Origin of the sequence: Synechococcus sp. MIT S9508 (assembly GCF_047303045.1) — a bacterium.
In the GTDB taxonomy this organism is placed as follows: domain Bacteria; phylum Cyanobacteriota; class Cyanobacteriia; order PCC-6307; family Cyanobiaceae; genus Synechococcus_C.
The window spans coordinates 1,531,243-1,543,911 of record NZ_CP138941.1; the positions used below are offsets into that span (position 1 = coordinate 1,531,243).

Here is a 12,669-nt window from a genome sequence, read left to right on the forward strand (position 1 = left end):
CTTTCCGGCATGCCGAACTGGGACCAGGCCACCCATGAACCACCGCTGAAGGCCGGCAGGGATGGCTGGCTGGTGAATGGTGATGAGCAGCTGCTGGTGAGGTTCAGCAATGGCCGCTCCACCGCTCATGGTCAGTGGGTGATTCTCAGTACCTATCGATGGGTGAGGCCTCACCCCCCGGAGCCGCAGAGCCAGAGACGGATGCTGCAGCACAACGCCATCGAGGCTTGGCAGAACATGCAGAAGGTCGGCTGGCGGCGCTGCCGACCACCGGTGCGCTGACTTTGCTTTGAGAAGGAAAGGCACATCAAAGCGATTTGCCGGGGTTTACTGATCTGCGGGTTGCCATTGAGCGGCGAGCCGGTTTGATCCTTGGCAACAGGTCTTTGCCCATGGACCGCGCTCAGAATCTCGCCGGACTTGCCTCCATCGCAGTGGCCAGACAATCCATGGGCGAAGCCAAATGGCAAACCATGGAGAACATGCGCCGGGCTGCCTATATCCATCGCATCGTCGACTGCATGCTCACTGGCCAGGTTGCACGTCTTCCCGATACCTATCGGATCAACCCTGTGTGATCCAGCCATCAGTGCTCAGGCTTCCGGGCTTACCCAATCGGAGGGAGGAGCTGCCACGACCACTGGATCAACCAGGCAATGGCTAGCGAATGCAGCACGTAAGGGAACTGGTCGCTGAGCTTGGGGAACTGACGCCGGGCTGAACCATCACTGCTTTCTTCAGCCGGGCCTTGGCTCAAGGCAAGGTGGGCGCCCCAGTTCAGTACCAACCAGGCAGAGAGCCACTCCACGAACAGGTATTGATCGAGCCCGAACATTCCCATTGCTCCCTCCTTGATGCAGGGGAACTCTCGCAAAGTTGCGATGACCGGACTTCACCGGGCGTGAACAACGGGGGATGACAACGCTGCTGCCGTCGTTATGAGGTTGCGGAGCTCTGATCAAGTCAGCTTGACGTTCACAGGTTGCTCACAACAGGAGCTAGCAGCATCGCCAGCCCAGCAGCGCCCAGAGACACCAGCCAGGCCAACAACCGCTTGCGCACGGCGACTGGTCGCGGATCAAGCCCCGTGAGGATCACAACGCTGGCATTGCCGAAAAGCCTTATGGCCACTGTGATCAAGGCCAGAGCTAGCAGCTGTACTTCCATGCTGATCCGCTGCTTGTGCCCCTGAATGACTCCCTGCCATCTGTACCAAGGGAGTGAATCATGGCTTCGCCATCGCCCTCTGCGAGCTGGCTGAGTTCCGACTAGCCCGGTGCTGAATCGTTCAGCACCGGTCCCACCTAGGCGACCAATCGACCATCAGATTGGACTCACAACCTGGCAACAGCTGCCTAAAAAGCCTTGCATCACCTGAAGCACCAGCACAGGTGAAATGCATCCCAACCACTGAATCATTTGCGGGTGTCCATACGTCCTGGCGCTGTCCCACCAGCGCCCGAACGACCAATCAGCCACCTCTGACTCATTGGACCTCAAAGCTGCCACCTCAGCGGGGTCCGTCAATGTGTCGCCGACATCCTTTGACCAATGAATATTGGCCGTTGTTGCTGTTCAATCCCGCTGAGCAGTCCATCAAAACGGGTGACTCTGCTCCTGGCTGACCTGCCCGAGAAGGTCCTGAAACCGAACCGACTAGGGCGGCTGTCCTTCTCCCAAGCGTCATCGAAGGGGTATAGACCGATCAGGTCCCACTCGGAGACAGCCATGACAACTGCAACTCTTTTGGATGATGAGCGCTACTGGCAAGACCTTGCCGCAGCCCAGATGCGCCGTGAACACCTGGCAAAAGCTGAACGCCTGAACGGACGTCTGGCCATGCTCGGCTTTGTTGCTCTGATCGGCAGCGAAGCCCTGCTCCACCAGGGTCTGCTGATGGCGCTGGGTTTTTGATCTGATCTCATCTGCCTGACTTTGTTTTCGTTCCTCAGCGGCTCTTGATTGTTAGCGAGAGCAACGATCGGTGGCGAGATGTTGCCGGTCGTTAGTTAGTTGATTAAAGAACAATATGACTCAAATACAGACAAGCGCTCATCAGCGGGTGCTTTTTTTTGATCAAATCAAGGCGGTGATGATCGCACTTGTGGTCGTGGTCCATGTCACTCTGCTCTTTCTCCCTGGAGGGGCATTCATGGGATTGAGCTTCGCTGGACGGATTCAACCAGGCTGGTTGACTGGATTTGATTTCGCGATTGTAGAGCTGTCGAATACTTTTTTTATGTGCATGCTGTTTTTAATATCTGGTTACTTTGTGCCGCGCTCAGTGGCCAAAAAAGGTGTTGCCGATTATTTTAAGAGTCGATTGAGAAGAATTGGAATTCCGTTTTTATTCGGATTGCTGGTAATTAATAACCTATCTTATTTGGTGAGTCAATGGTTCCAAACGGGTCTTTTGCGTGGAATACCTCTTGCAGACTATCCATTGAATCATCTTGGTGTTTTGTGGTTTCTGGTCGTTCTGTTTGGCTTCGATTTGTTGTATTGCGGCTGGGTGAAGATCTGTGGTGGTTGTTTCAGGATTGATGACACCATCCCACCGCCTGGACTGTTCCCCTGGCTTGTCAGTGCAGGGATCTTGGCTGTCATCGAGGTGTTGATGGCCATGCAAGGTAACTTTTGGTTGAAATTGATAAACTCACCGCTAGATGGTCTTGGCGCTCAGGGACCTCATATTTTTACCTATGCCTTTCTCTTTTTCCTTGGTTGCAAGTCTGCATCTCATCAATGGCTTGAGCGTCTTGATACCCATTTGGTTCTGAAATGGTTTCGTCTTTCAATCTTTCTATCTTTGCTTTTGCTGGGTCTTTGCGCCGTATTGGCGATGAATGGACATCTCAAAGACGAAGCAATTGGTGTCGCTCGGCTCCTTGCTTTTATGAACACATTTATTGGCTGGGGTGTCATGGGATATTTGCTGCTTTGGTTCCAGCGTCATCAGCAGACTTGTGGCCAGTGGTTGGCCACTGCAGGAGTGGACAGTTTTGCTGTTTATATCATTCATCCACTCATTGTCGTTGTTGTTATGGGCCTTATTTCGCTAACCGAATGGCCTAATTTTTCTGCTTTGGTTTTGGGTGGTGTCGCATCCGTGATTGTGAGTTTTGGCTTGAGTCATCAGCTCAGAGAAGTGCCTTTCTTAGGCAGGGCGATTTGATTGGGTCTCTTCATCAGGTTCAGTCCAATTCAGAGCATTGAATGTTTCTTGTTTGGTGGTAGCCGGGCTGGCTTTTGTGCGGCTTAGCCAAGTTCCAGGCAGGCCAGCCCGTACACCTCATCCAGCTGCCGGGATGGCATCACGCCGCGGTACATCCGTAGCGTGCGGCCAACGGCTTTGAAACCAAGCTTCTCTAGCAGCGGCGCGGCTAGGGCATTGCTACCCGGTGAATCCATGATCACCAATCCCTGTCTGGCACTGAGCAGATCCATGATCAACAGCTCGGCCAGTTCAGGGGAATCCGCCAGTAAGGGGCCGATGCGCCAGCCCGCTTCGTTTTTCAACAGGCAGGGGCGGATTCTCGCAAAACCGTGACAGTCCTGCTGACTGTCAATCAGTGCCGTGACAACCCCGGCTGGGTGATGTAGCCAATCAGACAAAAAGTGCGGTCTGGGGTTGAGTTCACGATCAGCGTCATAGATCTGAACCTTGGGTTCAGGTATGTCATCGCCATGAATCAATCTGAGCCCTTCCGGTCGTTCCAGTGATCTGATCTGATTAATACGCGAGTCAATCTCAAGCTGCCACCGCGTCGTTGCGGAAGCCGGTTGAAACCCCCAGTTTGAGTAATCATCAATCCTGTTTTCTGCGGCTTCGAGACCAACGCAGCTCACGTCATGCAGATGGTCAAGCGCTTCTCTCCAGAGCCTCACTCCGTAGCCTCGACCTCTCTGATCGGGGCGCACGATGTAGAGCCCGATGAATCCGTAGGCATGGTTGTAGCGGATGCCTGCGATGCATCCAACCGGATCTTCACCCAGGCAGCCGGTCCAGATGCCCTGGCGGTCGGTCTGGCGATAAATCCCAATATCTCCTGAGCCAGGGGCAAACCCTTCACGTCTCGCCCAGTCGTTGATCACTGGAATGTCAACGGGTTGGACTGGGCGAATCGTGAATTCAGAGTTCATCGACTCAGCCTGAACCGCTCCCCTTGCTGTTGCAAGCAGGCTTCATGACTGCTACAGATTGTTGATGCAATCCCCTCAGGGATTCAGGGTGTCTTGAGTATGTCTTGGAGCTTTTTCAGTGATTGATTGCTTCAGTTGCAGGATTTGAATCTGAAAAGTTTTCACTGGTTTTTTGAATCACCACTTCAGTTTGATCTCGCTTCCGTGTGGTCCTTCGAAGGTGACACTGCCTGATTTCTTGCGTGGCTCGTAATAAGGCCCCCAGTTCACTGGTCTGCGGCCCGTCCACCAGGGGCCATTGCGAATGCAACGACCCTGGCCGGCGTAGTGATAGCCAATGGCACAAACAAAATGGTCTTTGCGGTGTTTTGGCTTGCAATAACCAGAGCCCAGCATCGGTCCTGTTTGAACCCAATGAGCGCCAGATCCACAGTCTTGAGCGGCCTGGCCTGGCATTACGCCAACGGTGAATGCCTGGGCGACGGCAAACAATGCGATGGAAGGTGATCTCAGTGAAAGCATTTCATTGACCCCGATCCCTACACGTTGAACATGACGAGTGTGTTTGTCAGGACTTCCGCTTGATGTTCAGAGGTGTCAACTCCAAATCTGGGAGATGCTGCGCAAGAGCTGCAGCCAGCGATCCATCCCGACGAGGCGGGAGCCGGCGCGGATCAGTTCTGCTTGTTCAGGTATTGCAGCTGTAGTACCGATGATCACGCCATGTAACTCATCGATGACACATGACTGAAAATAATTCAAATTCAACCAATGGTTTGATCGAAATTGGGTATCAATAAGTGAGTTGTTTCTTTTGCTTTTGGCTAATATGTTGAAAACATTGATTCAAATGCTTAGCATTCTGCCTTCCTATTATCTTGTTTTTCTTGGCTTGGGCCTTGCTTCTGTGGTTGTTGTTTTATTCACTGCTTTCAGCGAGACCTCAAAGCATGAAATGAGCCGCCGACGTCGCTGAAGGCTGGGGTTCATTATCGTCGTCTTGGCGATTTGTTCGTTCTCTGAAGTTCTCATTAGTTCGCTCAGGCCCCTTTCTGACATTGCTTGCCGGATGAATCGTCTTTTTTGTTGTCATTTGTGAAGTGTTTGACAGGAAGCGACTTTAAAGATCGCAGGAAGCTACGAGCTCTGAACTGAATTGCCGCTCAATGCTGCATTAAAAGTGTCAGAAGTGTCGGACAATACTTTAATTATGAGCCATGCTTTAGCATTTGAATAGTGATCAATAGTCTTATGCAAAATCAAATTGAAAGTCGTGAAATTGAGGAAGTGCCGGTTGAGTCTGCCGGTGTGGTGAATCCCGCTGCTTTGATCCTGCTGGGTTTGATTGCCATCGCTGGGCTGTGGAGTTTTTCGTTGCTTCTGGAATATCTAGTACCTGATTAATGTCTACGAGGTTTCAGTTGCCGCCTTCTCCAAAATTGTATGAAGGTGTGGTGTCTTGTCTCTTTATTTTTACGCCTTCAATATTTTGATTTGAAATAGACTTTAATTCCGTTTCTGTGAATTTAAATCCCATAGCGCTGGCGATGGAGGCGATCTCGTTTGCAGTCGCAAAACTTGAAACCTTGTCGTACAGAGTCATGTCGGTTTGAATGGCAACTAGAAATCTTTTTAATTCTTCCATCGACATATGTTGCTGGCAGGTCGATAGAACTTACTCGGTTTTGTCGTTTTGATTGATCAGATGATTGTCAGGGAAACCCTCTTTGGCACATCTGTTTGATTTCTTGGCAGTGATGCCTTCAATCTCCTCGATGGGCATCCTCCTCAGGCGATCTCTGGAACAGGGAAGCTTTTCCCAACGGCTCGACGACCGAGCCGCGTCTCGTCGCCAACGATCCATTGCGCAAAGGTGTTGCTGTTCGGTCCCGGCCAGTATCGGTAGGTTTCGGTGAATGGGTAGTGGTGTGGGGAGGATTCAATCTTCTCCGCGATGCTGATCGCATCATCACTAACCCATCGCTCGATTAAACGTGATGGACCATTGCCAACACCTTGGTAGGGAGACAGAAGGTTCTTGTGCAGATGCCCCCAGCAGGAATCGTTCTGGCGCGCGAATTGCCAGACTTCCCAGCGATCGCAAGTTTCATGATCGCTGGCTTCAACGTCGCGAATCACCAGCAGCCAAAAATGATCTGCAATCAATCCAGGTAAGCCTGGAATTTTGGCGGCCCTTAATTCAACCTTCAGCATGGGTTGATCAAAGAAACGACTGAGGCTTAAAGATCGTTGGCCTGCTGCCGCTGCTTCCTGAGTTGAACTTTCTTTAACTTCACCTGCACTTCGTAATTGGTTGTGCGTGTGAAGGAATAAAAAATAACCACAACAATCGTTGCCAGCCCGAGGCCGAGCGCCACCAGATAATACGGAGAGACCAGGCTCAGCAAGGTTGACTGAAGAATTGCGAAACTCTAGCTGCCTCTTGTGGCTTCAACGGCACTTGCTCTTAACTCAACCTGTATGGCTCAAGTCACTTGCTCGTTGTTCAACATCAATTCGATGGAGCACTCGTCGTTGAACAGATGCAGTGCTCCATCGCGCCTGATGTACTCATAATCCTCTGGCTCACCACTCACGTCTTCCGACTTCAGAACCTGCTCCAGCTCGTCAAGAGATAAGTCTTTTCAGTGGAGTGTCTTTGGGCTCACTGATGATTTGCTTGGAGCAGCACTTTAGGGGATGGGCCATGGGGCCGCTTCGCTTGGCTTCAACAGAAGAAAAGGCAGGGCTGATCAGTAACCCTGCCTTCCATCCACTAAGTGGTGATTGGCTTTGTTAGCCCGATCACTCTTCGCCTTCTTCCTCACCGCCCACAGGAATCAGGCGGATCGCCTTTTTACCCAGCTTGATCTCGAATTCGTCGCCAGGAGCAAGATCCAGCATGGCTGTGTATGCCTTGCCAACCAGGAGATTGCCGTTGCCTTGCACTTTGGCGGTGTAGCTCAGTTTGCGACCACCTTTGCCCATGCCCGCAGAACCGCCACCGAGTTCGATTCCTTTGGCATTCAGCAGTGCCTCGTAGAAGGCAGTGAAGTTCACACGGTCAGAGCCGTCTTTCTTCTTGGAGACATACCCACAGGCAGTTGCCAAATCAGTTTTAGAGACATCTCCTAGTTCTTTGACCTTGGCAAGCAGATCGGCACCAGTGAGCATTTCAGGTAGAAGAATTCGTCAGTCATATTTATACCCTGCCGCGCATGAATAACAAGTCTTGAGCTCGTCGGGCTCTCAACCTTTCGTAGATCTCATCAGTTGAGGATGTAGCAGATGAACTCGCAGAGTCCTGCCTCATGCTGGTAAGGAATTGGCCTTTTCGATGCAAGCGACCCTCTCAGTGAGCTTCTCCCCAGCTCTCTGCAATGTTGCAATCTGCCTCCAGGGGAATGTCACCCAGGTATTGCTTCTGAAGCTTTTCTGAGGTCATCGAGGCCACGGCCACGGCTTTGACCTCGTCCACCAGATCCCTTGGAACCTCGAGAAGAATCTCATCGTGAATCAGGCCAACGATGTGAACACCTGCGAAGCGATCCAGTGCAGGCCAGAGGTCACCAAGGGCAGCGGCGAGCAGATCACGACCAGAACCCTGAACAGGGAAATTGATCCCGTTGGTGCGTCCCAGCGGTTGCATCGCTCTGATGCCATCCGGGCCTGCCTGCTGACTGCGGAATGTCATCCGTCTCCCCGCAATGCTGCGCACTTCGGTGACGTTTCTGTTGGAGAACCTGTCCATCTCCAGGCTCATTTGTGGGTGCAGGCGATGCCAGGCGTCGTAGACCTTCTGGGCTTCAGTCTCCGTGACCTGCTCACCGCGAGCACGGGAGAGCAATTTGCGAACACCCGAGAGCCCACAGCCGTAGGCCAGGGCGAAATTGGCACGTTTGCCGATCGTCGAGCGTTCCGGATCCGCTTTGGTGATCTCGCGTCCGCAGGCCTGACTGGCGATGTAGGCATGCGGGTCAATGCCATCCAGCAGGATCCTGCGCTGACCATCGTCGTTGTAAAGCTGCGGGCTGGCCTGGAGCCGGATCTCAATCGATGACCAGTCGAGGTCCATCAGCACGCTGTCGGGATTGCCGGTGCCCAGGGCTTTTTTGCGATCGCCAGTGATGCCCTGGAAATTGAACCCGCATTGCCCAAGCTTCACGGCCTTGGGTTCTCCTTGTCTTTGGCCTGTTTTGAACCGCTCGGTATCGGAAGGGACCTGACTGCTGGTTTCGCGGATCAGAGCGCTGGTGCTCATGCGGCCTGTGCTGGCACCAATGATCCGGTAGTGGGGCCGGACCCGGCCATCCGTGAGCTGGGCCTCCTCGAGCAGCCAGTTCACCTCTTTCAGCTCCTGATCCAGCGCCTTAAGCTGGAGCAACGTCTCGATTACGGGATCGGGACGGTAGGTGTTCAGAGTCCGGTCTTTGGTGTTTTCAACTGGCTCTCCCAGGTGAACACTCAGAGCCTCCTGAAGCTTGTCCGGGCTTCTGTAATTCTCAATCCCGAGCGTCTTCTGCACCTCAGTCGCCAAGCGTTGCCGTTCGCTGAGAGCTCGTGTTCTGGAGTCGCGTGCTGCTTCGACATCAACTGCCAGCCCTCGCACCTGACCATCGGCGCAGGCACTGATCATTGAGCAATCGAGCCGATGCACTGCAACCTGTTGCGTGGCCACCAGCTGTTGATGGAGCTCACGCCCCAAAGGCAGCACAATTTCGGCATCCAGAGCCGCATAGCGCAGCTGGCTGGCGCTGAGGGCATTCCCCCAATCGCTGGTCTGTTCGCTCTTGTCGAGCTCACGCTTCAGGTAGTGCGCAGACGCGGCGGCCAGGCTGTTGCTCGTTAAGTCGCCGATGATCTGGCAGGCCAGCATCGTGTCCCACCACTGGCACAGCGGCCTGATTCCAGCAGCGATCAGAAAGGTGGCTTCAAACAGAAGGTTGTGGCCCACCAGCCTGCGGTCCGGGTTGCGCGCCAGCCTTCGCAGCCAGTCGATGGCGGCTTGGCCGATCACCGCCACATCGACCACCAGCGTGCTGTTGCTGTCAGCCGTCGTGAGCTGAGCCAGACGGATTTCGCCACCCAGAGACGGGCTGAGGCTGGCTTTATGACGCCATAGATCGGTGCGGCGGTTGAACGTTTCCAGATCAAACCCAATGGACAGTGCCATCGAATCAGGATCGGGTAGATCAACCGCGTTACCGATGTATTCGATCCCGGTGGGAGCCTTCCCGCAGAAAGGCACCGGGCAAGCCGGTTGGATGGCTTCGCTTCCAGGGAATAGCAGTTGCTGATCGAACAACGGCTTTGACTTCCTCCAGGCAGTCTCGGCGGTTTCAAGCGATTGCGGCGTGCCTGACCACGCTGGTTGCCTCGATCGGGCTCAGTGCCTGACCGGGCAGGCGCAGGCGTCCATCTGCAGCTCGCGGGTCACAGCTGCCACGCCATCCATGTCGCGGAAGGCGCGATACATGGCCAGCTGCTTGTTCAGGTCCTGGCAACGGTTGCTGTTGGCTTTCATGAGTCCAACTCCAACGATGGTGATGCAGTCATGCTGGCCAGCCGAAATGCCTTCGTCGGTGACAACGGCTACGGAGACCCGATCGATGTGTTGCTCAGCTGTGATGGGCAGCTGTGATGAGGGTCCGTCAGATGAAAAAAAACTGTGAATCTGCTCTCACCCAACCCGCCTGGAAAGATCCTGAAACCGTACCTCTGAGGTCGGCTGTCCCTTCTGCTCCCTGCAGTGCGACAGGCATAGAACGAAAAGGTCCTTCCCGGAGACACCCATGACAGCAGTTCTGTTTCAGTGCGCCTGCCCCGGCTGTACCTGCGCCGTTGAGGAAGCCACCGCCATGCGGTGTGGCAATCAGCTCTTCTGCTCGCAAGCCTGCGCCAACGGTCATACCAAAAGGGAGCCATGCCATGAGCATGAGCCCTGTGGTTGCAACTGCGCCGGTTGATCTCCTTGATGTACGTCTGCGTCAAAAACACTTGCACCTGAAACCATGACTGACACCACCCAACGCCGCTTCGGCTTCGTCAACTTCGCTGAAACCTGGAATGGCCGTCTTGCCATGCTTGGCTTCGTGATTGGCCTCGGCACCGAACTTCTCACCGGCCAGGGCATCCTCAATCAGCTCGGATTCTGAATCTGGCTGGCCTGGACAAAGGTTGGCTTATCACGCCCCGGGCCTGACCGTGTGTTCGGCCCGGGGCGGATTTCACTGTCACGATCGAGCCCAGGAATGGCGATCGTTGAATTCAGCTAATCAACGTCTCACTCAAGTGAGGCTTTTGCCGTCTCTGCACCATGACCAACCATCGCTTGTCGGTTGAGCAGAAATTCAATCTCGAATCTGCGTTTCGCGAAATTGATGCCTGTGAGGACATTGAGCAGTTGCGTCAGCTCACCAAACAGATCATCACGGCGCAGGAAAACGAGAAGGCTTTTGCCCGCGAAGCGATTGTGCAGATCAGACGCGAGGTTGAAGCCAGCGCCGCTCGCCGTTTTGGGTTCGCTTAGAGCAGGAGTCAACTGATGTCACCAGTTCAAACGACGAACCGCTACCTGGTGCGCTACCGGGATCTCAGCGGAGCCACGCTCGAAGGTTGCGTCTATGCCTCTGATGCGATGGAGGCTAGGGATCTGGCCCGTGAGTTCACTGCCGAACTGCGGCAACGCCCGAACCTGATCAGCGCGATTCTCAGAATTGCCTGACGACAACGTCTGTAGGGATTCGTTCAGGCTTGATGGCGCTGTTGAAGCGCCTGGACCTCCTGGTTCAGCTGCGCGTTGAGCTTCTCGAGGTAGCAGACCTCGTGCTCGAGCATCTGCATGTACTTGGCGATTGAGGGGTCCGTGCCGCGCAGACTTTTGCGTGCCTGCTTCTGCAGCTCTGGGTCAACGTTCATTCAATCAGTGTGATTGGCTGTGAACCCTACGGAGCATCGCCATGCTGATGCGGGCTGTGAAATCAGGCTGGAGTTGGCTTAGATAGGAGATCTTTTTCAGCTTGGTGTGACCTTCGGGAGATTTCTGGCGTTGTTCGCCCTGGGCCTCATCGCCGCTGTCTGGCTGCAGTGGTCATGGCTCTACTGGTTGCTTGCTGCGGCTGCTCTCTGGGCGCTGTACAAGCTGGTCCGAGCCTGAAGCTGGGCATCGGTGGTTGGTGGAGCCAGCGCACAGCAAAGCCCCGCGTTGGGCGGGGCTTTGGGTTGTTGTGAGTTGGATCAGGCTTCGAGCTTGGCGGGCTTGGCGTCACCTTCTCTGAGCTCGGCGTCGATGATCATCACGGCAGCAGGGTTGCCTGCGGCGAACTTGACGCGACCCAGCAGATAAGCGGCTTCGTGCTCAGAAAGGCGCTGATCATCAACGATGGGATCAAGGAACACCGAGGTGCGGCGGTCGAGATCCTGCTCAGCGGTGCCGTAGAGCTGCAGAACGGAAGCTGTGACATCCGCTTCCATGCGGAAGACATTGGCGATCACCTGCTCGACATCAGGCCATTGCTGACGAGGCGGTTCAACGGTGTCGAGAACAGGCCGTTGACCTCTGGAGATCAGGTAATCGGCGAACTTGGCAGCGTGTTGCTCTTCCTGTTTGGCCTCATCGCGGAGATGCTCGGCAAAGCCGACCAGCTCGCGTTCAGCAAACCAGATGGCAGCAGCGAAATAGGCAGCAGCGGACTGACGCTCCAGGTTGAGGTGAGCCTGCATGAGATCGAGCATCTCGGAGGACATGGGCTCGGCCATGGCCCGTCCTGCAGGACCGACGGGAATAGTGATGGTGGCTTGAGCGGCAGCTGAATTTGTCATGTCGAACCTCTTGGAGGGATGAATCAGTTCTACATCACAAAAGAGCGAAAGATAAGGGTAAAAACCGAACATTAAGGGATCAAAATATGCTTTTGAGAATCACATTCAGTAGTCGTAAATATGCACTTGAGAATCACAGTCAGGAGTGCAAATCTGCTGATGAGAATCAGTTTCGTTTGTCTGCCCAGTTCGTCCTGCGCTGCCCGCCAGGCGGCTTTTATGGTTAATGTTGCGCAATGTTAAGGGCGGTTCGCTTGCCCTTTTGTCTCACTGCCGCATTCATGACCTACCCCTTCGGCGCTGCCAGAACCGAGTTGGAGAAAGCCTTTGCGCTTCCTTCCGTGCCGCCGGCTGTTGAGCTTGAGCCGGCCTCCCGCGCCCGCGAGCTCAGCGAGTCCGACCGGGCAGTGGCCCTGTTTGAGCATCCCGATCACTGATCTGACCGTTCAATGGACAGCGGCCTGCCCGACCAGCTCACTTCTGAAGACATCGATCGCGTGATCGAAATGGCCTGGGAAGACCGCACCACGTTCGAAGCCATCGAATTCCAGTTCGGCCTGTCTGAAGCTGCAGTGATCGCTCTGATGCGCTCCCAGCTCAAGTCAGGCTCTTTTCGCGTCTGGCGCAAGCGAGTGACTGGCCGGCGTACCAAGCACGGCAGCACCAGTTCGTCCGAGCGTTTCCGCGCGGCTTGCCATAAGTGAG

25 protein-coding genes are annotated in these 12,669 nt (G+C 54.4%); 13 read left to right on the forward strand and 12 right to left on the reverse strand.

The annotated features are described in order from the left end of the window. Window positions 1–9: 9 nt before the first annotated feature. Complete coding sequence (locus SIB42_RS08250; RefSeq protein WP_067093179.1) at window positions 10–282, forward strand: DUF1651 domain-containing protein; 273 nt, start codon at window positions 10–12, stop codon at window positions 280–282. A 110-nt stretch (window positions 283–392) separates the two neighbouring features. Next, entirely contained in the window at window positions 393–578 is a 186-nt protein-coding gene (locus SIB42_RS08255) for a hypothetical protein (RefSeq protein WP_156485105.1), read from the forward strand. Between the two features lie 29 nt (window positions 579–607). Here SIB42_RS08255 and SIB42_RS08260 read toward each other — a convergent pair whose 3' ends face one another. Beyond that, on the reverse strand, window positions 608–835 hold the full coding sequence (locus SIB42_RS08260) for a hypothetical protein (RefSeq protein WP_413327786.1): 228 nt from the start codon (window positions 833–835) through the stop codon (window positions 608–610). A 140-nt stretch (window positions 836–975) separates the two neighbouring features. Beyond that, window positions 976–1,167, reverse strand: a complete 192-nt coding sequence (locus SIB42_RS08265; RefSeq protein WP_067093093.1) for a hypothetical protein — start codon at window positions 1,165–1,167, stop codon at window positions 976–978. 561 nt (window positions 1,168–1,728) lie between these two features. Between SIB42_RS08265 and SIB42_RS08270 the strand changes: the two genes are divergently transcribed. After that, window positions 1,729–1,914 (forward strand): chlorophyll a/b-binding protein, encoded by a 186-nt coding sequence (locus SIB42_RS08270; protein WP_067093096.1) that lies wholly within the window; start codon window positions 1,729–1,731, stop codon window positions 1,912–1,914. A gap of 148 nt (window positions 1,915–2,062) precedes the next feature. Beyond that, window positions 2,063–3,175 carry an acyltransferase family protein gene (locus SIB42_RS08275; RefSeq protein WP_231856318.1) on the forward strand — a complete coding sequence of 371 codons (1,113 nt, stop codon included), beginning with the start codon at window positions 2,063–2,065 and terminating at the stop codon, window positions 3,173–3,175. Window positions 3,176–3,258: 83 nt separating this feature from the next. Here SIB42_RS08275 and SIB42_RS08280 read toward each other — a convergent pair whose 3' ends face one another. Continuing rightward, complete coding sequence (locus tag SIB42_RS08280; RefSeq protein ID WP_067093098.1) at window positions 3,259–4,143, reverse strand: GNAT family N-acetyltransferase; 885 nt, start codon at window positions 4,141–4,143, stop codon at window positions 3,259–3,261. 177 nt (window positions 4,144–4,320) lie between these two features. After that, a complete protein-coding gene (locus SIB42_RS08285; protein ID WP_067093099.1) occupies window positions 4,321–4,665 on the reverse strand; it encodes a hypothetical protein in 345 nt (114 codons plus the stop codon). A 714-nt stretch (window positions 4,666–5,379) separates the two neighbouring features. Here SIB42_RS08285 and SIB42_RS08290 point away from each other — a divergent pair. Further along, window positions 5,380–5,547 carry a hypothetical protein gene (locus SIB42_RS08290; RefSeq protein WP_156485107.1) on the forward strand — a complete coding sequence of 56 codons (168 nt, stop codon included), beginning with the start codon at window positions 5,380–5,382 and terminating at the stop codon, window positions 5,545–5,547. Window positions 5,548–5,560: 13 nt separating this feature from the next. Here SIB42_RS08290 and SIB42_RS08295 read toward each other — a convergent pair whose 3' ends face one another. The 5 genes from SIB42_RS08295 to SIB42_RS08315 form a co-directional block, all read right to left on the reverse strand. Next, window positions 5,561–5,794, reverse strand: a complete 234-nt coding sequence (locus tag SIB42_RS08295; protein ID WP_067093100.1) for a Nif11-like leader peptide family natural product precursor — start codon at window positions 5,792–5,794, stop codon at window positions 5,561–5,563. A 137-nt stretch (window positions 5,795–5,931) separates the two neighbouring features. Then, on the reverse strand, window positions 5,932–6,357 hold the full coding sequence (locus tag SIB42_RS08300) for a DUF3750 domain-containing protein (RefSeq protein WP_067093101.1): 426 nt from the start codon (window positions 6,355–6,357) through the stop codon (window positions 5,932–5,934). Between the two features lie 26 nt (window positions 6,358–6,383). Further along, on the reverse strand, window positions 6,384–6,551 hold the full coding sequence (locus SIB42_RS08305) for a hypothetical protein (RefSeq protein ID WP_156485108.1): 168 nt from the start codon (window positions 6,549–6,551) through the stop codon (window positions 6,384–6,386). 397 nt (window positions 6,552–6,948) lie between these two features. Further along, window positions 6,949–7,317, reverse strand: coding sequence for an AbrB family transcriptional regulator (locus tag SIB42_RS08310; RefSeq protein WP_067093102.1), 369 nt, complete (start codon window positions 7,315–7,317; stop codon window positions 6,949–6,951). 178 nt (window positions 7,318–7,495) lie between these two features. Beyond that, the gene (locus SIB42_RS08315; protein ID WP_067093103.1) at window positions 7,496–9,448 is read right to left on the reverse strand and encodes a DNA polymerase; all 1,953 of its coding nucleotides are present in this window, start codon (window positions 9,446–9,448) and stop codon (window positions 7,496–7,498) included. A gap of 84 nt (window positions 9,449–9,532) precedes the next feature. On the opposite strand from SIB42_RS08315, the gene SIB42_RS08320 reads away from it, so the two are divergent. After that, the gene (locus tag SIB42_RS08320; RefSeq protein WP_156485109.1) at window positions 9,533–9,784 is read left to right on the forward strand and encodes a hypothetical protein; all 252 of its coding nucleotides are present in this window, start codon (window positions 9,533–9,535) and stop codon (window positions 9,782–9,784) included. A gap of 10 nt (window positions 9,785–9,794) precedes the next feature. Here SIB42_RS08320 and SIB42_RS08325 read toward each other — a convergent pair whose 3' ends face one another. Continuing rightward, window positions 9,795–10,052, reverse strand: a complete 258-nt coding sequence (locus tag SIB42_RS08325) for a hypothetical protein (RefSeq protein ID WP_413328698.1) — start codon at window positions 10,050–10,052, stop codon at window positions 9,795–9,797. Between SIB42_RS08325 and SIB42_RS08330 the strand changes: the two genes are divergently transcribed. From SIB42_RS08330 to SIB42_RS08345, 4 genes are all read left to right on the forward strand, one after another. Continuing rightward, the gene (locus tag SIB42_RS08330; RefSeq protein WP_231856324.1) at window positions 10,002–10,109 is read left to right on the forward strand and encodes a hypothetical protein; all 108 of its coding nucleotides are present in this window, start codon (window positions 10,002–10,004) and stop codon (window positions 10,107–10,109) included. The genes SIB42_RS08325 and SIB42_RS08330 overlap by 51 nt on opposite strands. A 45-nt stretch (window positions 10,110–10,154) precedes the next feature. Then, the gene (locus SIB42_RS08335; RefSeq protein WP_066907841.1) at window positions 10,155–10,298 is read left to right on the forward strand and encodes a chlorophyll a/b-binding protein; all 144 of its coding nucleotides are present in this window, start codon (window positions 10,155–10,157) and stop codon (window positions 10,296–10,298) included. A gap of 161 nt (window positions 10,299–10,459) precedes the next feature. Continuing rightward, complete coding sequence (locus SIB42_RS08340) at window positions 10,460–10,672, forward strand: hypothetical protein (RefSeq protein ID WP_067093106.1); 213 nt, start codon at window positions 10,460–10,462, stop codon at window positions 10,670–10,672. Between the two features lie 15 nt (window positions 10,673–10,687). Then, window positions 10,688–10,867, forward strand: a complete 180-nt coding sequence (locus tag SIB42_RS08345; protein WP_170951874.1) for a hypothetical protein — start codon at window positions 10,688–10,690, stop codon at window positions 10,865–10,867. Between the two features lie 23 nt (window positions 10,868–10,890). Here the strand turns inward: SIB42_RS08345 and SIB42_RS08350 are convergent, their stop codons facing one another. Continuing rightward, window positions 10,891–11,061 carry a hypothetical protein gene (locus tag SIB42_RS08350; RefSeq protein ID WP_156485110.1) on the reverse strand — a complete coding sequence of 57 codons (171 nt, stop codon included), beginning with the start codon at window positions 11,059–11,061 and terminating at the stop codon, window positions 10,891–10,893. Between the two features lie 106 nt (window positions 11,062–11,167). Here SIB42_RS08350 and SIB42_RS08355 point away from each other — a divergent pair, with 106 nt between their 5' ends. Next, complete coding sequence (locus SIB42_RS08355) at window positions 11,168–11,299, forward strand: hypothetical protein (RefSeq protein ID WP_413327795.1); 132 nt, start codon at window positions 11,168–11,170, stop codon at window positions 11,297–11,299. An 80-nt stretch (window positions 11,300–11,379) separates the two neighbouring features. Here the strand turns inward: SIB42_RS08355 and SIB42_RS08360 are convergent, their stop codons facing one another. Next, window positions 11,380–11,964 carry a ferritin gene (locus SIB42_RS08360; RefSeq protein WP_413327797.1) on the reverse strand — a complete coding sequence of 195 codons (585 nt, stop codon included), beginning with the start codon at window positions 11,962–11,964 and terminating at the stop codon, window positions 11,380–11,382. A 281-nt stretch (window positions 11,965–12,245) separates the two neighbouring features. Here SIB42_RS08360 and SIB42_RS08365 point away from each other — a divergent pair, with 281 nt between their 5' ends. Both SIB42_RS08365 and SIB42_RS08370 read left to right on the forward strand, forming a co-directional pair. After that, entirely contained in the window at window positions 12,246–12,401 is a 156-nt protein-coding gene (locus tag SIB42_RS08365) for a hypothetical protein (RefSeq protein ID WP_156485301.1), read from the forward strand. A 12-nt stretch (window positions 12,402–12,413) separates the two neighbouring features. Beyond that, window positions 12,414–12,668 carry a TIGR03643 family protein gene (locus tag SIB42_RS08370; protein ID WP_067098404.1) on the forward strand — a complete coding sequence of 85 codons (255 nt, stop codon included), beginning with the start codon at window positions 12,414–12,416 and terminating at the stop codon, window positions 12,666–12,668. The last annotated feature ends 1 nt before the right edge of the window (window position 12,669 follow it).